Origin of the sequence: Sphingopyxis macrogoltabida (assembly GCF_001314325.1) — a bacterium.
Lineage (GTDB): Bacteria > Pseudomonadota > Alphaproteobacteria > Sphingomonadales > Sphingomonadaceae > Sphingopyxis > Sphingopyxis macrogoltabida.
Genome location: NZ_CP009429.1, coordinates 2,656,142 through 2,674,430, shown reverse-complemented (window position 1 = coordinate 2,674,430; position 18,289 = coordinate 2,656,142). Strand labels below are relative to the sequence as shown.

15 protein-coding genes are annotated in these 18,289 nt (G+C 65.8%); 7 read left to right on the top strand and 8 right to left on the bottom strand.

Going from position 1 to position 18,289, the window contains the following annotated elements:
• Positions 1 to 117: 117 nt before the first annotated feature.
• Complete coding sequence (locus LH19_RS13230) at positions 118 to 1,044, top strand: LysR substrate-binding domain-containing protein (RefSeq protein WP_158514402.1); 927 nt, start codon at positions 118 to 120, stop codon at positions 1,042 to 1,044.
• Here LH19_RS13230 and LH19_RS13225 read toward each other — a convergent pair.
• The 3 genes from LH19_RS13225 to LH19_RS29040 form a co-directional block, all read right to left on the bottom strand.
• Positions 1,034 to 1,939: an alpha/beta fold hydrolase gene (locus LH19_RS13225; RefSeq protein ID WP_054728699.1), complete on the bottom strand. Its 906-nt coding sequence runs from the start codon at positions 1,937 to 1,939 to the stop codon at positions 1,034 to 1,036. The two genes, LH19_RS13230 and LH19_RS13225, sit on opposite strands and share 11 nt — an antisense overlap.
• A gap of 111 nt (positions 1,940 to 2,050) precedes the next feature.
• Positions 2,051 to 2,563, bottom strand: a complete 513-nt coding sequence (locus LH19_RS13220; RefSeq protein WP_054728696.1) for an Lrp/AsnC family transcriptional regulator — start codon at positions 2,561 to 2,563, stop codon at positions 2,051 to 2,053.
• Positions 2,560 to 3,021 carry an Lrp/AsnC family transcriptional regulator gene (locus LH19_RS29040; RefSeq protein ID WP_054728693.1) on the bottom strand — a complete coding sequence of 154 codons (462 nt, stop codon included), beginning with the start codon at positions 3,019 to 3,021 and terminating at the stop codon, positions 2,560 to 2,562. The genes LH19_RS13220 and LH19_RS29040 overlap by 4 nt, the downstream gene beginning before the upstream one ends.
• A 259-nt stretch (positions 3,022 to 3,280) precedes the next feature.
• Here LH19_RS29040 and LH19_RS13210 point away from each other — a divergent pair, with 259 nt between their 5' ends.
• The 6 genes from LH19_RS13210 (at position 3,281) to LH19_RS13185 (ending at position 12,263) form a co-directional block, all read left to right on the top strand.
• On the top strand, positions 3,281 to 5,695 hold the full coding sequence (locus LH19_RS13210) for a TonB-dependent receptor (protein WP_158514403.1): 2,415 nt from the start codon (positions 3,281 to 3,283) through the stop codon (positions 5,693 to 5,695).
• 63 nt (positions 5,696 to 5,758) lie between these two features.
• On the top strand, positions 5,759 to 7,378 hold the full coding sequence (locus LH19_RS13205; RefSeq protein WP_054728687.1) for a flavin-containing monooxygenase: 1,620 nt from the start codon (positions 5,759 to 5,761) through the stop codon (positions 7,376 to 7,378).
• A gap of 18 nt (positions 7,379 to 7,396) precedes the next feature.
• Positions 7,397 to 8,281 (top strand): alpha/beta hydrolase, encoded by an 885-nt coding sequence (locus LH19_RS13200; protein ID WP_054728684.1) that lies wholly within the window; start codon positions 7,397 to 7,399, stop codon positions 8,279 to 8,281.
• Between the two features lie 38 nt (positions 8,282 to 8,319).
• Positions 8,320 to 10,122, top strand: a complete 1,803-nt coding sequence (locus LH19_RS13195) for a flavin-containing monooxygenase (RefSeq protein WP_054728682.1) — start codon at positions 8,320 to 8,322, stop codon at positions 10,120 to 10,122.
• Positions 10,123 to 10,153: 31 nt separating this feature from the next.
• Complete coding sequence (locus LH19_RS13190; RefSeq protein ID WP_201258425.1) at positions 10,154 to 11,374, top strand: serine hydrolase domain-containing protein; 1,221 nt, start codon at positions 10,154 to 10,156, stop codon at positions 11,372 to 11,374.
• Positions 11,375 to 11,480: 106 nt separating this feature from the next.
• Positions 11,481 to 12,263 (top strand): SDR family NAD(P)-dependent oxidoreductase, encoded by a 783-nt coding sequence (locus LH19_RS13185; RefSeq protein ID WP_054728678.1) that lies wholly within the window; start codon positions 11,481 to 11,483, stop codon positions 12,261 to 12,263.
• A gap of 28 nt (positions 12,264 to 12,291) precedes the next feature.
• Here the strand turns inward: LH19_RS13185 and LH19_RS13180 are convergent, their stop codons facing one another.
• Genes LH19_RS13180 through LH19_RS13160 form a run of 5 tightly spaced genes read right to left on the bottom strand, consistent with a single transcriptional unit; the run spans position 12,292 to position 18,283 of the window.
• Positions 12,292 to 13,497: a serine hydrolase domain-containing protein gene (locus tag LH19_RS13180; RefSeq protein ID WP_201258426.1), complete on the bottom strand. Its 1,206-nt coding sequence runs from the start codon at positions 13,495 to 13,497 to the stop codon at positions 12,292 to 12,294.
• A 38-nt stretch (positions 13,498 to 13,535) separates the two neighbouring features.
• On the bottom strand, positions 13,536 to 14,744 hold the full coding sequence (locus LH19_RS13175; RefSeq protein WP_054728676.1) for an ABC transporter permease: 1,209 nt from the start codon (positions 14,742 to 14,744) through the stop codon (positions 13,536 to 13,538).
• The gene (locus LH19_RS13170; RefSeq protein WP_054733524.1) at positions 14,741 to 15,463 is read right to left on the bottom strand and encodes an ABC transporter ATP-binding protein; all 723 of its coding nucleotides are present in this window, start codon (positions 15,461 to 15,463) and stop codon (positions 14,741 to 14,743) included. The genes LH19_RS13175 and LH19_RS13170 overlap by 4 nt, the downstream gene beginning before the upstream one ends.
• Positions 15,464 to 15,467: 4 nt before the next feature.
• Complete coding sequence (locus LH19_RS13165; RefSeq protein WP_054728673.1) at positions 15,468 to 16,880, bottom strand: efflux RND transporter periplasmic adaptor subunit; 1,413 nt, start codon at positions 16,878 to 16,880, stop codon at positions 15,468 to 15,470.
• Positions 16,877 to 18,283 (bottom strand): efflux transporter outer membrane subunit, encoded by a 1,407-nt coding sequence (locus LH19_RS13160; protein ID WP_145923371.1) that lies wholly within the window; start codon positions 18,281 to 18,283, stop codon positions 16,877 to 16,879. Before LH19_RS13160 ends, LH19_RS13165 begins: the two co-directional genes overlap by 4 nt.
• Positions 18,284 to 18,289 lie beyond the last annotated feature (6 nt).

Below are 18,289 nucleotides of genomic sequence, written 5' to 3'. Positions count from 1 at the left end.
CGTCAATTCGTTTCCCCCGGGCCGTTCGGCATCAATGCGGCCAATCTAGGCGGGGTGCGATCGTCCCGTAACAAGAGAAATGTGGACACTCGATGCCTTTTCGATATGAAGGCGGCGATGAGGAGCCTGCGCCAGTCCCTGCCACCGCTCAACGCGCTCGCGGTATTCGAGGCGGCGGCACGACACCACAGCTTCACCCGCGCGGCGGCCGAACTCAACATCGCCCAGTCGGCGGTCAGCCGCCACGTCGCCAATCTGGAAGCGGACCTGGGCGTCACGCTGTTCATGCGGAGCGGCAACCGGCTTGCCCTCACGAACCCGGGGGAGCGGCTGGCGGAGGCGATCCAGTCGGGCCTCGGGCGCATTCGCGATAGCGTGGAGGCGATCCGGCGGCGGCGCGGCGAGGCGGAAAGTTTCACCATCGCCTGTACCTATGCGATGGCGCACGACTGGCTGATGCCGCGCTTCGGCCGGCTGCGCGCGGTGCTGCCCAAGGCGCAGCTGCGGCTGATCACATCGGACAGCTATCTGAACTTCGATGCCGACGATGTCGATTTGTCGATCCGCTACGGCGAACCGTCCGACTGGCCGGGCCTGCGGTCGCGCAAGCTGCTCGCGGAGGAAGTGTTTCCCGTCTGCGCGCCCTCGATGCTCGCCGAATTACCCGGACTGGCCAAGGACGATCGCGCGGCCTGGCAGCAGGCGCCGTTGCTGCATCTGGCGCCCGATGCGCAGGGCCGGGTCGACTGGCTGGACTGGTTCGGCGACCTCGGCATCGCGCCGTCGCAGCATGGCCCGATGTTCAGCGCCTATACGCCGATGCTGCAGGAGGCGCTGGCCGGACGCGGCGTTGCGCTGGGGTGGCGCGGCATCGTCGATCCCTATCTGGAAACGGGCCAGCTCGTGCGGCTTGCGAACCGCTCGCTGACGTCGGGCCACGGCTTCCATGTCGTTCACCGCGCCGACGCCCGCGAGGCGCTCGTCGAGGCGGTGATCGATGTGCTCGTCGACGTCCGGCCGCCGGCCGAACCGCCTATTTTTTGACGTCGCCGCCGAGGAAGCGTTCGACTTCGAGCGCGAATTTCTCGGGCTCCTCGACCTGCGGCGAGTGCCCGCTCCGTTCGAAATAGACGAGCCGCGCGCCCGGGATGGTCTTGCTGATCTTGTACGCGACGGTGGGCGAGACGTTCGCATCGAAGCGGCCGTTGATGACCAGCGTCGGCACATCGAGCCTGGCGAGGGCGGGGTAAAGGTCGAGCTTCATCGCATCGAGCATGACCTCGGTGCAGACCTCCTGCGAGAAGGTGCCGGCATCGCCGCTTTCGAGGGCACGGTTGCGCTGGTCGTAATAGGACATCCGGTCATAGGCGTCGATCGCGATGCACCCCATCTGCCCGGCCGGGCTGGAGTCGGGCGGGATGGCGGCGACGATCTCCGGATACAGCTTGTCGAAGAGAAATTCATGCTCGGCGGGTTTGGGCGCCCCCGATCCGACGAGGACGAGATGCGCGACATGGCGGGGGTAGCGGGCGGCATAGGCCATCGAGATGATGCCGCCGAAGGAATGGCCGAGCAGGTCGATCCGCTCGACCTTCAGCTGTTGCCGCAGCGTTTCGAGATCGCGGACCATGCGGTCGACGGTCATGTCCCCGGGGCTGCGCGCCGGGGGCGATTTGCCGGTGCCGCGCTGGTCGTAGAAGATGATCTGGCGGCGGTCGGACATTTCCTTCCACGCCGGCGCATTGACGAAATAGCTGTGATCGAACCCGGGGCCGCCGTTGACGGCCACGAGCGGAACCTCGCCCGGCGTGCCGATCGCGACATGATAGAGAGTTTCGCCCCCCGGCTCCGGTGCCGGCTGCTGCGCGGAAGCAAGACCGGGTGCGGCGAGGCCAAGGCACAGCGCGAAAACGAAATGGCGAGGCTTGCGGAAGGTCATGGGCTCTCTCTCCGGAAAATCGTTCGTTCCGCGATTAGGAAGGAAGCCGCGCGATGGCGACCGCAAAGATCAGATGCATGCATGACAACAGGCTATGCAATCGGTGCCGGTCTATCCTTGATCGGCGTGGACCACATTGCCGTGCCAGCTCCGGAATTCATGCTCGCTGGTATCGACGATGAACTCGTGCCGGTGGGCCGGATATTTGTTGACCTGCCGGAAGGTGACGCGCGCGACGCCCGCGATCCGGTAGATATCCTCGATGGTCGCGGTCATCGCGCGCTGGTCCTTCGCGTACATATGCGCGATGAGATTGTAGGGGCCCGTCTTCATCGCGCAGCCCGAACAGCGATCCATGCCGGCGATGGCCTTGTAGGCGGTGCCGAGGTGGGCGGGATGGACCTCGACATACATCCAGCCGAACACCTGCATGTTGGTCGCCGACACGTCGATCATCAGGCCATAGGTAATCAGGCCGTGATCGGTCAGCCGTTTCAGCCGCTTGCGGATCGCGGCTTCGGAAAGGTCGAGTTTCCGGCCGATGGCGCGGTTGCTCGCGCGTCCGTCATCGTGGAGCAGGTCGATGATCTGCCGGTCGATGGCATCGGGGACGTAACTGGTCATAGCGATGCGATCCCCTGCTTGATGCACGCCTCGCCGATCGACACATCGGCGGCGACCGCGTCGACCCCGGCGATGACGCCGATCCGGTTTTCGACGAGATCGCGGATGTCCGCGGTGCCCTGCGCGAAGACCATGATCTGCAGGAACGGGTTTTCGAAAAACAGCGAGATGGAGAAGACCGTCTCGATCTTGCCGATTTCCGCGGCGATCCGTTCGGCGTCCGCAAAGGCGCAGCTCACGTCGATCCAGCCCAGCACGCCATAGCCGGCCTTGATGATATTTTGCTGGACCGAGAGTTTGATCACCTTGTCGCGGACCAGCGCGTCGACGCGCACCGAGATGGTGCTTTCGGCGACACCCAGTTCGGCGGCGATGTCGCGATTCGACGTCTGCGGCGCCCGCGCGAGCATCGCAATGATCTGGCGATCAATCGAATCCAGCCGTCTCTTCGAACCCATGACTCTCTTTCCGGCGTCATGCCGCGATGCGCAGCGCCCGCCAAAGCCATGCTGCCAACCCCGTCTCAACTCAAGCATTTTCATGCAATCATCGCATATTGCACTGCAATATCGAAATATGCGTCCTAAAAATGCATTGACAGGTTCGCAAACATCGGCAACCATGGCTTCCGACAAAAGCTCAAAACGAGCAGCGGCCGCAATGGGAGCGGCCAACGAAGCCGCCGGAGCGCGGCGATCGATGGGAGAGGGACCGGTTATGAATCGGATTATATCGCGTCGCGTCCAATATTTACTCGCCGCCAGCGTGCTGCCATTGGCGCTGGCCGTTCCTGCGGCCGCGAACGCGCAGGAGGCCGATGCAAGTGCTGCCGCACAGACGGAGGCCGAAGGCTCTTCGCTTAATGCCGCCGACGGCGATATCGTCGTCACCGCCCGCCGCCGCGAGGAAAGCCTGAGCCGGACGCCGGTCGCGGTCTCGGTGCTGACAAGCGATGCTTTGCAGTCGCGCAGCATCAATTCCGAGGCCGACCTGCAGACCGCGACACCGGGGCTGATCGTCCGCTCGACGCAGGGCAGCAGCCAGTTCAACTATGCGATCCGCGGCCAGTCGATCGACGCCTTCAGCGTCTCGCAGCCGGGCGTGCTGACCTATGTCAACGAGTTCCAGACCAATGCGCTGAGCGCCGGGTCGCTCTATGACCTCGGGTCGGTGCAGGTGCTCAAGGGACCGCAGGGGACGCTGTTCGGCCGCAACACGACAGGCGGCGCAGTGCTGTTTTCGACCGCGGCGCCCGAGTTCGACGCGTTCAAGGGCTTTGCCCGCGGCCGGGCCGGCAACCTTGGCGCCTGGCAGGGCGAAGGGATGATCAACGTGCCGCTCGGTGACAGCGCGGGTCTGCGCGTCGCGGGGCAGGTCGACCAGCGCAAGGGTTTCGTGCGCAATCTCGTCAACGGCGAGCGGCTGGCGAATGTCGATCGCTGGTCGATTCGCGCGTCGCTCAGCTTCGAGATCGGGGACTCGATCGAGTCGAAATTCGTTGCCGAATATGGCCGTTCGAAGGGCAATGGCGATCCGATCCTTGCCTATTCGGCCAATGCGCCGGGTTCGGTCGGCCCGAACGGGCAGGCGCTCGCGGCGACGGTGCCGACCTTTTACAGCCCGATCCTCGATACGCTCGCCGGGCCGGGAGCCTATGCCGCGCTGATGGCCGCCTATCCGGGCACGCCGGCCGGCGGCTACCTCGATTATATCGATCTCCAGCGCTCGCTGGGTACGCGCGCTACGTATCTGGATGGCGAGACGGGGCTGGACGCGAAGAGCGGCTATATCATCAACACGACGTCGATCGACATTTCGGACAGTGCGCAGATCAAGAATATCGTCGGATATTCGTACAACCGCAATTTCTCACTGTTCGATCAGGACGGCAGCCCGTTCCCCTTTTACGAATATGTGCAGACGCGGAACCGGGTGAAATCCTTCTCGGAAGAACTGCAACTGTCGGGCGAGGCGGTCGACAATCGCCTGACCTATATCCTTGGCGTCTATTATTCGAACGAGAAGCGAACGAGCGGCCAGACCTTCCGCTATTTCAACCTCGGCCCGGTCGCCAATCCGGTCCTCGGTCCGGTGTTCGGCGGCAGCCTGCCGCTCGGCAACCGGCTCGAGGGGGATTTCGATATCTCGAGCATCGGTGCGTTTGCGCAGGCGTCGTTCAAGTTCACCGACACGCTGAGCATGACCGGCGGTTTCCGTTACACGCAGGAAAAGAACAAGTTCACCGAAGTCTCGGGCTTCGCACCCTTCTATCCGGCGGGGATTGTCGAGAAGCGCAAGGACAGCGAGCCGAGCTGGACGGTCGGCCTCGAGTATCAGGCGACGCCGTCTCTGTTCTTCTATGGCACCTATCGCGGTAGCTGGCGTGGCGGCGGTTTCAACTATAACGCACCGCCGGTGAATGCGCCGGCCGAACTCGGCGGCAACAGCTTCGATCCCGAAAAGATCGAGGACATCGAATTCGGCGCCAAGTTCAACGGCTACCTCGGCAGCGTGCACACGCGCGCGAACCTTGCAGTCTATAAAAGCTGGGTCGATGGCATTCAGCGCATCGCCTATCTGACCTTCCCCGACGTCGGGCCCGGCGGGGCGACGGTCAACGCCGACGGGGCGACGTTTCAGGGTGTCGAGCTCGATGCCGAATTCACCGTCGCGCCGGGGGTCGTGATCGGCGGATCGTTCAACCACACCGACCCGAAATATCGCGGCGATACGCAGCAGACCCTGTTCGGCACCTTCATCGACTTCACGACCTTTGCCGATGTGACGAAATATTCGGGCAGCGGTTATATCGACGTGACCGCGCCGCTGGCGGGCGACACCGGCGAACTGCGGGCGCGGCTCGACGTCTATGCGCAGTCGTCGCTCTATTTCTCCAACTATGGCCAGAGCGGTGCCCCGGGGACGAAGCTGCCGTCTTATGAGCTGGTGAACGCGCGCGTCGGGCTCGACAATATCGGCGGGTCGGGCGTTTCGGCGGCTTTCTTTGCGAAGAACATCTTCGACAAGGAATATTATGTCGGCGGCATCGGGCTTGGCACGGCCGGGGGTTACAACCTCGCGGTGCCCGGCGAACCGCGCACCTACGGCATCGATATCAGCTTTCGTTTCTAGAACCTCCACTGTCCCGGCCGCGGGCGCGGCCGGGACATTTTTGGGGTGCCGGAGTCACCATATATGACCGAAGTGGACGCCATCGTCATCGGCGCCGGCATGTCCGGCATGTACCAACTCCATCTGCTCCGCCAGCTCGGCCTTGGCGTGCAGGTGATCGAGGCGGGCAGCGAGGTCGGCGGCACCTGGTACTGGAATCGCTATCCCGGCTGCCGTTTCGATTCCGAAAGCTATTCCTATTGCTTCTCCTTCGACGAGGAGATGTTGCAGGAATGGGACTGGAGCGAACATTTCGCGCCGCAGCCCGAGACCTTTGCCTATCTCCGCCGCGTCGCCGACAAGCTCGACCTGCGCCGCGACATTCGCTTCGATACGCGCGTCGCCTCCGCGCATTGGCAGGAGCGCGAGGGGCACTGGCTGGTGCGCTGCGAGGACGGATATGAGGCGCGCGCGCGCTACCTGGTAACCGCGGTCGGCATCCTGTCGATCCCGGTCATCCCGAATTTTCCGGGGCGCGACAGCTTTGCGGGACCCTCTTTCCACACGTCAGACTGGCCGCGCGGCGGCATCGAGCTGGCGGGCAAGCGCGTCGCGGTCGTCGGCACCGGCGCCACCGGGGTGCAGGTCATCCAGGAAATGGCGAAGGTCGCGGGACATCTTACCGTCATCCAGAAGGAGCCGAACTGGTGCAAGCCGCTGTGCAACGCGCCGATCGCGCCCGAAGAGATGGCCGACATCAAGGCGCGCTATGCCGAGATTTTCCGGTCGTGCCGCGAAAGCGATGCGGGCTTCGTCCACAACTGGGACCCGCGCACGACCTTCGAGGTCGGCGATGAAGAGCGCGAGGCCTTTTACGAACGGAAATATGGCGAACGCGGCTTTGCTTTCTGGCTGAGCAATTTCAGCGATCTGGCGGTCGACGAGAAAGCCGCGCGGCTGGCGAGCGACTTTCTGGCGCGCAAGATCCGCTCGCGCGTCAACGATCCCGAAACGGCCGAAAAGCTGATCCCCAAGGACCATCTGTTCGGCACGCGGCGGGTGCCGATGGAGACGCGCTATTATGAGGTGTTCAACCAGCCGAACGTCGACCTGATCGACGTCAACGCCGATCCGCTCGTCGAGATCACGCCCGACGGGATGCGCTTCGGCAGCGGTTTCGTTCCGCTCGACGCGATCATCTATGCCACCGGCTTCGACGCGGTGCGCGGCGCTTTCGACAAGATCGACATCGTCGGCAAGGGCGGGCTGACGCTTCGCGAGAAATGGGACGACGGCCCGGTCACCTTCCTCGGCCTGCAGAGCCACGGTTTTCCGAACTTCTTCATGATCGTCGGTCCGCACAGCGGCGCGACCTTCTGTAACGTCCCGCGCTGCGCCGAGCAGAATGTCGAATTCGTCGCCGAACTCATCGGGCATATGGAGGGCCGCGGGCTTGCGCGCTGCGAAGCGAGTGCGGCGGCCGAGGACGACTGGACGACGCAGGTGCTCGATCAGGCCGACCAGTTGCTCGCGGGCCGGACCAATAGCTGGTTCACCGGGATCAACCACAACATCGAGGGACGGGGGCGGCGCAAGATGCTGCTCTACACGCTCGGCCAGCAATATTTCCTCCAGACCTGCCGCGAGATCGTCGCGCAGGATTATCGCGGCTTCGACATGGCGCCGCAGCGCCCGGCCGCATGACGTCCGAAGGAGAAGACGATGCCGAGTGAAGCCTATCGGGCGCTGGTCGACCAGTTGTTCGCGTCGCCGATGCCCACCGACATCGGCGAGATGCGCGAAGCCTATCGCGCGATGGGCGACGCCTTCCCGCTGCCGGCCGACGTCGCGGTCGAGACAGCGACGCTCGGCGGGCGACCGGCCGAGTGGCTGACGGTCGCTGATGCGCCGCGCCATATCGTCCTGCTGGTCCACGGCGGCGGCTATTGCATCGGCGGGCTGGACTCGCACCGCCACCTCGGCGGCGAGATCGCGCGCCAGACGGGAAGCCGGGTCGCGGTGATCGACTATCGGCTGGCGCCCGAGCATCCCTATCCGGCCGGGCTCGACGATCTGAAGCTGGCCTATCGCGAATTGCTGGCGATGGCGGGTGACGAGAAGATCGCGCTCGTCGGCGACAGCGCGGGGGCGGGGCTGGTGATGGCGCTGCTCGCCGAGCTGCTGCTCGAAGCACGGCCGCTGCCCGCGAGCATCTATTGCATGTCGCCCTGGGCCGACCTGTCGGACACGGCAACTTCGCGCAAGCTCAAGCGCGAGCTCGACCCGCTCGCCAGCATCGACCAGCTTGCGAAAATGGCGGTTCATTATGCCGGGAATATCCCGGTCAGCGACCCTCGCATCTCGCCCGCCTTTGCCGATTTTCGCGGCAGCCCGCCGGTCTTCATCCAGGCGGGCACCGCCGAGGTGCTGATGGACGATGCGCTGAACCTCGCCAAATCGCTCGCCGATGCCGACGTCGACGTCGATGTCGAGCTGCGCGCCGGCATGATCCACGTCTGGCCGTGGTTCTTCCCCGCGATTCCCGAGGGCGCCGAAGCGCTGGCGCGTGCCTGCGCCTTCCTGTCGCGCCATTTCGCCGACGCCTGACCGGCCGTCCGCCTCCGTTTCCCGAAAGGCCCCTCCCGATGCTCGACGATCCGCAAACCAGCCCCGAGCCCGATCTCGATCGGGCGCGCGCCAAATATGCTGCCGAACGCGACCGGCGCAGCGGCCGCCGCAACCGGACGGCGTATCAAACGCCGGGCAGCGGGATCGCGATCGATCTTCGCGACACCTATATCCCGCGCATCGAGCGCGAGGTACGGAACGAAGCGGTCGATGCCGTCGTCATCGGTGCGGGCTTTGCCGGGTTGATCGTCGCAATCGAGATGAAGAAATGCGGTATCGGCCCGATCCGTATCGTCGACACGGCGGGTGACTTCGGCGGGGTCTGGTACTGGAACCGCTATCCCGGCGCGCAGTGCGACGTCGAATCTTATATCTATCTGCCGTTCCTCGAGGAGACGGGGTACATCCCGAAGGAGAAATATTCGCACCAGCCCGAAATCCTCGAACATGCGCAGCGGCTGGGGCGGCATTTCGATCTCTATCGCGATGCGCTGTTCCACACCGGCGTCACCGACGTGCGCTGGTCGGACGGCGACCGCTGGACGGTGGCGACCGACCGCGGCGACACGATCCGCTCCAACTTCGTCGTCATGGCGGGCGGCGGGCAGGACCAGCCGCGACTCCCCGACCTGCCGGGGCTCGACGAATTTTCGGGGCATGTCTTCCATAGCTGCCGCTGGGACTATGACTATACCGGGGGCAGCCACGCGGGCGACTGCGTCAAGCTCGAAGGCAAGCGCGTGGCGGTCGTCGGGACCGGGGCGTCGGCGGTGCAGCTTGTCCCCTATATCGCGCCCTCGACCGAGCATCTCTATGTCCTCCAGCGCACGCCGGTGGTGGTCGGCGAGCGGCTGAACCGGCCGACCGATCCCGACTGGGCGGCGTCGCTCGAACCCGGCTGGCAGGACCGGCGGATGCTCAACTATTCGACATTGGTTCTCGGCGGAAAGCAGGACGAGGACCTGGTCGACGACGGCTGGACGCACGCGACCGCCGAACTGGCGAGCGTCTATGGCGGCGATAAGGGCGGGAACGAGGTTTCGGCCGAAGCCGCGGCGGAGGCGGCCGAGCGCGCCGACCTTCGTTACATGGAGAAGATCCGCGCGCGGGTCGACCGCACGGTGAGCAAGGCGAGCGCGGCCGAATTGCTGAAGCCATGGTACCGCTATTTCTGCAAGCGGCCGACCTTCAACGACCTCTACCTGCCGGCGTTCAACCGCGACAATGTCGAACTGATCGACGTCAGCGGCCCGGCGGGGCTCGAACGCCTGACCGCGACGGGCTTTGTCGTCGACGGCACCGAATATCCCGCCGATGCGATCATCTTCGCCTCGGGTTTCGCGAGCGACCTGTCCGAACGCAAGGGGTACGAACTTGCGGGACGCGGCGGGATCACGCTGCGCGATCATTGGCGCGACGGCGCGCGCTCGCTGCACGGGGTGCTCGTCCATAATTTCCCGAACCTGTTCCTGATGGGCACGGTGCATGTCGGGCTGACGATCAACTATACCGAGATGATGCTGCGGCAGGGGCGCCACATCGCCCGCACGATCGAACTGCTCCGCGCCCGCGGCTTCGACGAGATCGAGGCGACCGCAGAGGCCGAGGATGCCTATGTCGAGGAAATCGTCGCGGCGCGCGAGGCCGACGTGGCGTTTCACGCCTCCTGCACGCCGGGCTATTTCAACAATGAGGGCATGCCGGTGCAGCGCGGCAAGGGGCTCACCGACACCGTCTATGCCGGCGGTCTGTTCGCCTGGCTCGACATGGTCACCGACTGGCGCGAGGCGCGGGACTTTGCCGGGGCAGAGCTTCGCTGAGCCGCACCGCCCCTTCAAACCGGAGGCACACATGACGATGAACGCGATCAGCAGGAATATAGCCGCCGGGACGGTGCAGGGGCAGGTCGATCCGGCCTTTGCCGAACTCGCCGATCTCTTTGCCGCCAACTTCGACGAACGCGGCGAGGTCGGCGCAAGTCTCGCGATCTTCCACGAAGGCCGGCCGGTCGTCGACCTGTGGGGCGGACGCAAAACGGCGGACGGCGAAGCATGGGATGCCGAGACAATCTCGATCGTCTGGTCGAGCACCAAGGGGATCGCGGCGGTCGCGGCGCATCATGCGGTCGAGAAGGGGCATATCGACCTCGACGCCCCGGTCGCGAAATACTGGCCCGAATTCGCCTGCGAAGGGAAAGAAGAGGCGACGGTGGCGATGATCCTCGACCATTCGGTCGGGGTCCCCGCGCTGCGTGATCCGGTGCGGCCCGGCGGCTTCGCCGACTTCGACTATATGTGCGAGCGGATCGCGCGCGAGCGGCCCTTCTGGGTGCCGGGGACGCGTCACGGCTATCATGGCCACACCTATGCATGGACCGTGGGCGGGCTGTTCCGCCGCGCGGTCGGCGTGCCGCTCGGCGACTATATCCGCAGCGAGATTGCCGGGCCGCTCGGCGCCGATTTCTGGCTGGGGCTCCCGGCCGGCGAGCATCGCCGCGTTGCACCGATGATCTATCCGGCCGATCCGCTGTTCGGCGGCAAGTCGCGCGCCAATCATGCGATCGAGACCGACCCCGCCGCGCCCTTCACGCTGATGATGACCAATGATGGCGGTTATGACTGCAACGACCCCGCTTATTGGGGCGTCGAGATCGGATCGCTCAACGGCATGACCAATGGACGTGGGCTCGCGACCATCTATTCGGCGCTTGCCAATGGCGAACTGCTCGGCGCCGATACGGTGGCGCGGATGGGCCGCACCGCAAGCGCCAGCCACCTCGATGCGACATTGCTGATGCCGATGCGTTTCGGGTCGGGGTTCATGAAGACCACCGATAATCGCAGCCAGCCCGAACTGGTCGACTGCACGCTTTTGATGTCCGAGGAGGCGTTCGGCCACGTCGGCTTCGGCGGTTCGATCGGTTTCGCCGATCCCGGCGCGCGCATGGGTTTCGGCTATACGATGAACCGCATGGGCGCCGGCGTCATGGTCGGACCGCGCGCGCAACTGCTGATCGACGCCGCCTATCGCGCGCTCGGCTATGCCTCGAACGCCAGCGGGGCGTGGGTGTGAAGGGCGGAGCGGCGTAGCTTCTTGAAACCCCGGCGGCGGGCGCCTTATGGAAAGGATGACGGCGCGACAGAAAAGGATCGCGCACCGGCATCGCTAGGAGACGAAGATGGCTTTGGGGCTTTTCGACCTGACGGGCAAGGTCGCGCTGGTGACCGGCGGCAACGGGGGTATCGGCCTCGGCATGGCCAAAGGTCTCGCGATGCACGGCGCGACGGTGGTGATCTGGGGCAACAAGCCCGACAAGAACGAGCGGGCGGTCGCCGAACTCGAAGCCCTTGGCGGCACCGTCCGCTGCGCGCAGGTCGACGTGGCCGACGAGGCGGCAGTGAAAGCGGGTATAGCGGCGATCCTCGCAGAATTCGGCCGTCTCGATCAGGCGATTGCGAACGCCGGCATCGGCATCGCGCGCCGCGACATGTTCGAGATCAGCCAGGCCGATTTCGACAAGCTGCAGTCGATCAACGTCTATGGTGTGTTCTACACCTTGCGCGAGGCGGCGGCGCACATGATCGAGCGCGGCAAGGCGGGCGAGCGCGGCGGCTCGCTCGTCTCGATCGCTTCCACCGCTGCCGTTCACGGTGCCGCGCGCAACGAGCATTATGGCGCGACGAAGGGCGCGGTGCTGTCGCTGACGCGCGCCATGGCGGTCGAGCTCGCGCCGCACGGCATCCGCGTCAACAGCATCCTGCCGGGCTGGACGCGGTCGGACATGACCGAGCGGTTGCAGGGGTGGGACAAGTTCAACGACAATGTGATCAGCCGCGCGCCGGTCGGCCGCTGGGGCGACGGCGACGATTTTTCGGCCATCGCCGTCTATCTCGCCAGCCATCACTCGAGTTTTCATCTGGGCGATGCGATCGTGATCGACGGCGGCTATACCATCTATTGAAGATTTCTCGATCCGGCCTTGGCGTCGATCAGATCAGCGATTTCAACCGGTCGATCCCCGTTGCCTCCCGGACGATCCGCGATGCGAGCGCTTGCCCGTTCGCGCCGTTGGTAAAGACGACGATCGCGCGCCCGCTCCGGGCATCGCCGACCCCCAGCGTTCTGAAGATCCCGTAATTGCTGCCGCTGTGCTGGAACAGCTGGCCCGCCGGGGATCGCTCGAGTTCCCAGCCCAGTCCCCGCGAAATATCGCGCCCGCGCACCTCGGTCCGCGGGGTGAGCATCGCTTGCCGCGCCGCCTCGCCGATCTCCCAGTCCGCCCGCGCTCGCCGGTCCATCATGAGCAGCATGAACTTCGCATAGTCGGAAGCCGTCATCAGGAGCCCGCCCGCGGAATTGACCAGCAGGTCGTGCGTCGACGGCGGCGTCTTCGGGTCCGCCTCGCGCATCGCCGCGATCGAATCTTCGTAGGTCCAGAACGCGATCGGCTTGTGCCATTTCGCCGCGATCGGCAGCAGCCGGTCGCCGAGCTCGCGTGTCGGCTGGGGAGGGAGTATTTGCTCGCCTTCGGGCGGTTCGGAATGGCCGAAGACCGCCGCCCTCGCGATATCCTGGTCCCAGCCGAAACTGCTCCGTGACATGCCGGCCGGGCCGAACAGCTTCGCCTGCATCACGCTGCCGAGGCCCATGCCGGTGATCTTCTCGACGACGAGCTGGAGCCAGATGAAGGCTTCGCCCGAATAGCTGTAGCCCGATCCGGGGGCGCTGTTGGTGACCAGCGGCCCCGAAGCCCAGTTGGGCAGACCGGTCGAATGTGCCAGCACATGCCGGGCCGTGATCTGTTCGAGATTGGGGTCATCGCCCAAATGGGCGGGCCGGCGATAGGCGACGAGCGGCCGGTCGAGATCGAGGCGCTTTTCGTCGGCGAGCCGCATCGCGACATAGGCAAAGACCGGCTTGGTCATCGACGCGGCTTCGAACAACGTATCTTCCCGCACCGGCTCGCGGGTGAGGGCGTTTTTGACCCCGAAGCCCTCGCTCCAGACGAGCGCCCCGCGGTCGACGACCGCGATGGCGATGCCGGGCACCCCGGCGATCTGCATGAGCCGCGGAATTTCGCGAACCAGTTCCGCAGACGGCACCCAGACCGTGTTGCTGTCCGCGCATCCGGGCGCCGGCCGCGCACCGGCAGGCGCCGAGCCGCCGGCGATCAGCGCTGCGGATCCGGCCAGCACTGCCCGTCGCCCGGGCCTATTTCCGGAAGTGCTCATCCCTATTCGTGCCGCAGCGCGTCGATCGGATTGAGGCTGGCCGCCCGGCGCGCCGGGAAATAGCCGAAGACGACGCCGATCAGCGCCGAAATCGCAAAGGCGATGACGTTGATCTGGGCGTCGAACATCCAGCTCACCTGCATCAGGGGCGAGAGGATCGCAATCGCGAGCTGCGCGATGACGAGACCGGCGAGCCCGCCGAGGCACGAGAGGACGATTGCCTCGACCAGAAACTGCATCAGCACCTCGCGCGCGACCGCACCGATCGCGAGCCGGATGCCGATCTCGCGCGTGCGTTCGGTGACCGATACCAGCATGATGTTCATGATGCCGATGCCGCCGACGACGAGCGAGATGGCGGCGACCGCCGCGACAATCCGCGTCAGCAGGGTGGTCGTGCCGGTCAGCGTTTCCGAAATCTGCTTGGTGTCGAAGATGTTGAAATCATCATTCTTGCCGTCGGTAATCTTGCGCCGCTCGCGCAGCAGGTCGGTGATCGAGGCCTGCACCTGTTCGCTTGCATAATTCTGGTCGATCCCGACGAGCATCACGGAGATATCCTGATTGCCGGTGAAGCGGCGCTGCACCGCCTTGACGGGCATGATCACGATATCGTCCTGATCGCCGCCGAAACCCGCCTGACCGCGCGTCGACAGCACCCCGATGACGTCGCAGCTCACGCCCTTGATGCGAAAGCGCTGGCCGACGGCGCTGCCGCCGCGAAACAGATTCTGGCGGATCGTGTTGCCGATGATGCAGACGCTTTTGCCGGCCTGTTCCTCGGCGGGGGTGAAGGTGCGGCCCTCGGCAAGCGGCCAGGGCTGGACGGTGAAATAGGCGTCGGTGGTGCCGTTCACCGTCGTCGACCAGTTGGCGCCTTCGTAGATCGCAGTGCCGCTGGTCTGCGCCTGCGGCGCGACCGCGGTCACGCCGCCGATCTGCTGCGCGATCGCCTCGAGGTCGGCCATTTCGAAATCGGGCGGGCGCGGGCCGCCGCCGCCGCGGCCGAAGCCCTGACCGGGACGGATCTGGAGGATGTTGGTGCCGAGCGCTGAAATCTGGCTCTGTACCGCGGCGGTCGTCGCATTGCCGAGCGTGACCATCGTCACCACCGCGGCGACGCCGATGACGATGCCGAGCACGGTGAGGAAGGAACGCAGCACGTGGCGGCGGATCGAACGCAGCGCGAGGAAGAAGGTCGTGCCGATCACGCGCCTTGCTCCGCAAGCCCCGGCGGGTGCGCGTTGGTTTCGATCCGCTCGACCAGCCCGTCCTTGAAATGGACGAGGGTGCGCGCGAATTCGGCCATGTCGGGTTCGTGCGTCACCATCAGCACGGTAATGCCACTGTTCCGGTTGAGGTCGGACAGCAATTCCATGATCTCGACCGAGCGTTCGGAATCGAGATTGCCCGTCGGTTCGTCGGCGAGCAACACCTGCGGCCGGGTCACGATCGCGCGGGCAATCGCCACGCGCTGTTGCTGCCCGCCCGACAATTCGGCCGGGGTATGATCCCACCAGTCCTTGAGCCCGACCTTGTCGAGCGCCGCCATCGCCGCCTCGTGCCGCTCCGCCTTCGGATCGCCGCGATAGACGAGCGGCAGTTCGACATTTTCGAGCGCGCTGGTGCGCGACAGCAGGTTGAAGCCCTGAAAGACGAAGCCGAAATATTTGCGGCGCAGCAGGGCGCGCTCGTCGCGCGTCAGCGCCTCGACATGGTGGCCGCGAAACAGATATTCGCCGCGCGTCGGCACATCGAGGCAGCCGAGGATGTTCATCGTCGTCGACTTGCCCGATCCCGATGCCCCCATCACCGCGACGAAATCGCCCGCGCCGATGTCAAGGTCGATGCCCTTCAGCGCCTGAAAGGCGGTCGGCCCTTCGCCATAGGTCTTGACGATCCCGCGCAGACGAATGATCGGATCGGCCATCGCGTCAGCCGCCGCCGCCACCGCCGCGTCGTCCGCCGCCTGATCCGCCGGACCCGCCGCCCGATCCACCTGACGATCCGTCCGAAAGCTGGCCGGTGATGACCTTCGTGCCGGTGCGCAGGCTGCCCGATGTCACCTCGGTAAGGCTGCCGTTGGTGTCGCCGGTGGTGATCTGCATCGGCTGCGGTTGCCCTTCGGCGCTGAGGATATAGACCGTCTGCTGCGCCCCCCGGTCGGCGGTGACCGTGCGTGCCGGCCGGTCGCCGCCGCGCCGCGGCCGGCGGGGGACGAGCGCGCCGGTGATCCCGCCGCTCGACGCGCCGGCGCCGTCCGCCTGCGCGGGACGGAAGCGCAGCGCGGCGTTGGCGATCAGCAGCACGTTCTGCTTGTGCATGGTCAAGATATCGGCGGTCGCGGTCATCCCGGGACGCAATTCCTGCTTGGCATTGTCGACCGACAGGATCGCGGTGTAGGCGACGACATTGCCCGAACTCGCGCTGCTCGCCGACGAGCCCGACGACGAGGAAGAGGACGAACTGCCGCTGTTGTTCGATCCGACGTTGACGCGGGTGATCTTCGCCGGAAAACGCTGGCCGGGAAAGGCATCGACGGTGAAGGTCGCGTCCTGGCCTTCCTTCACCTGGCCGACGTCGGCCTCGTCGATCGACACTTCGAGTTCCATCTGGCTCAGATCCTCGGCGATCGTGAACAGCACCGGCGCGTTGAGCGAGGCAGCGACGGTCTGGCCGGGTTCGATATCGCGCGACAGCACGACGCCGGTGACCGGCGAATAGATGCGCGCCTTCGACAAATTGGTCTGCGCGGTGCCGAGCGCGGCGCGTTGCTGCGCCACCTGCGCGCGCGACGCGGCGAGCGACGCGACGGCGCGTTTCTGATCGGCGCGCGCCGCGTCGAGCTCGGTTTTCGACGGTACGCGGCCGCCCGACAGGCGGAACACCTCTTCCTGCCGCGCGAGGTTCGCGCCTGCCTGTGCCAGCGTCGCCTGCGCCTCGCCGACATTGGCATTGGCGGCGGCGAGGCTCGCTTCGGCCTGGACGACCGAATCCTGCAGACGCGCGGTGTCGAGCGACGCGAGCAACTGGCCCTTCGTCACACGGTCGTTCACATCGACATAGACGTTGGTGATCAGCCCCGACTGTTCCGAACCGACATCGACCTGGTTGATCGGCTTGATGTTGCCGGTCGCGGAGACGGTGACGGTCAGCGCGCCCTTGCGCACCTCCTCGGTCGAATAACGCACCGCGTCGTCGGGGCCGAAACAGCGATAGAGGACGAACAGGAAGAGGAGCGCCAGCAGCGCGACGCCGATCCATTTGCCGCGCCGCACCCACGGACTGGCGGGCTTGACGCCGAGGAAGTCGTCGAGAGTTTCATCGCGCTTGCTGTCGTCGGTCATCCGCCGGTTCCGTTCGTTTCCATGGACTGCCACCCGCCGCCCAGCGCATTGTAGAGCTGGACGATGGCCAGCGCCTGCGCCGCGCGCGAGCTCGCCAGGCTGTTGCTCGACGACAGGAGCGAGGTTTCGACGCTGGACAGCGTCTGAAAGTCGGTCAGCCCCGATTGATATTGCAGCCGGGCAAGGATGGCGCTGTTGTTCGCCGCTTCGCGGGCGATCGCCAGTTGGGCGCTGCGCTCGTCGGCGGAGCTTGCCGCAACCAGCGCATTTTCGACGTCTTCGAGCGAGACGAGGATCGTCTGGCGATAGGCGGCGAAGGCGCCATCCGCCGCCGCACGCTGGGCGCGGACCTGCGACGCGCGGGCGCCGCCGTCGAACAGGATTTGCGAAAGGCCGGCGAACAGCGATCCGGTGATGGTATCGAACAGGCCGCGGGTGGTCAGCGCGCTGGTGCCGAGCGAGCCGGTCAGACCCAGCGAGGGGAGCAATTGCGCCTGCGCGACGCCGATCCGCGCAGTGGCGGCGGCGAGACTGCGCTCGGCCGCGCGGACATCGGGGCGCTGGCGCAGCGTGTCGGCGGGAAAGCCCGCGGCGATACCGGTCGGTGGGGTGGGGATGGGGGCGGCAGGTTCGAGCGTGGCGGTCGCCGTTCCGGGCGCTTCGGCGGTCAGCACCGCGATGCGGTTGAGCGCGCCGCGGATGCTGGTCCGGAACTCGGGAATGCTCGCTTCGGTCTGTGCCAATTGCGTACGCGCCTGCTGCTCGTCGAGCGAGGAGGCGAGGCCGGCCTGCACCCGCCAGCGCGCGATGTCGTAATTGTCGCGCTGATAGCGGACCGTCTCTTCGGCGATCGCGAGTTGCTGCTGCGCAAGGCGGAGCTGGACATAGTTGGTGACCAGTTCGGCGATGATCGCGATCCGCACCCCGGCGAGGTCGTAGCGGGTCGCCGCTTCGTCGGCGCGTGCTGCCTCGAGCGCGCGCCGACCGCCGCCGAACAGGTCGACTTGCCAGTCGGCATCGAGGCCGAGCGAGTAGCTGCTGCTGTCCTGTCCGTCGATCACGACATTGCGGCCGGCGCGGCCGCTGGCGCTCACCGTCGGCAGCAGGTCGGCGCCAGCCTGCACCGACGCCTCGCGCGCCTGCCGCAGCCGCGCCTCGGCCTGCGCCACGTCGAGATTGACAGCAATCGCGCGTTCGACGAGCCGGTCGAGCATGGGATCGTCGAACCGGGTCCACCATGAAGCGAGCCCCGCTTCGTCGAGCGCCGCGTTGCGGCCGTCGCTGTAACCGGATGGCAGCGCCAGTTCACTGACGGTGGCGGGGCGGTAGTCGGGGCCGACGCTACACCCGGCGAGCGATGCGGATGCCAGAAGGAGGATCGGATAGCGGTATCGCACGCTCATTTTCGG

Excerpts from the sequence above, each read along its gene's own strand:
- LH19_RS13230 (WP_158514402.1), top strand. The coding sequence starts at position 118 with ATGAGGAGCCTGCGCCAGTCCCTGCCACCGCTCAACGCGCTCGCGGTA.
- LH19_RS13225 (WP_054728699.1), bottom strand. The coding sequence starts at position 1,939 with ATGACCTTCCGCAAGCCTCGCCATTTCGTTTTCGCGCTGTGCCTTGGC.
- LH19_RS13220 (WP_054728696.1), bottom strand. The coding sequence starts at position 2,563 with ATGACCAGTTACGTCCCCGATGCCATCGACCGGCAGATCATCGACCTG.
- LH19_RS29040 (WP_054728693.1), bottom strand. The coding sequence starts at position 3,021 with ATGGGTTCGAAGAGACGGCTGGATTCGATTGATCGCCAGATCATTGCG.
- LH19_RS13210 (WP_158514403.1), top strand. The coding sequence starts at position 3,281 with ATGAATCGGATTATATCGCGTCGCGTCCAATATTTACTCGCCGCCAGC.
- LH19_RS13205 (WP_054728687.1), top strand. The coding sequence starts at position 5,759 with ATGACCGAAGTGGACGCCATCGTCATCGGCGCCGGCATGTCCGGCATG.
- LH19_RS13200 (WP_054728684.1), top strand. The coding sequence starts at position 7,397 with ATGCCGAGTGAAGCCTATCGGGCGCTGGTCGACCAGTTGTTCGCGTCG.
- LH19_RS13195 (WP_054728682.1), top strand. The coding sequence starts at position 8,320 with ATGCTCGACGATCCGCAAACCAGCCCCGAGCCCGATCTCGATCGGGCG.
- LH19_RS13190 (WP_201258425.1), top strand. The coding sequence starts at position 10,154 with ATGACGATGAACGCGATCAGCAGGAATATAGCCGCCGGGACGGTGCAG.
- LH19_RS13185 (WP_054728678.1), top strand. The coding sequence starts at position 11,481 with ATGGCTTTGGGGCTTTTCGACCTGACGGGCAAGGTCGCGCTGGTGACC.
- LH19_RS13170 (WP_054733524.1), bottom strand. The coding sequence starts at position 15,463 with ATGGCCGATCCGATCATTCGTCTGCGCGGGATCGTCAAGACCTATGGC.
- LH19_RS13165 (WP_054728673.1), bottom strand. The coding sequence starts at position 16,880 with ATGACCGACGACAGCAAGCGCGATGAAACTCTCGACGACTTCCTCGGC.
- LH19_RS13160 (WP_145923371.1), bottom strand. The coding sequence starts at position 18,283 with ATGAGCGTGCGATACCGCTATCCGATCCTCCTTCTGGCATCCGCATCG.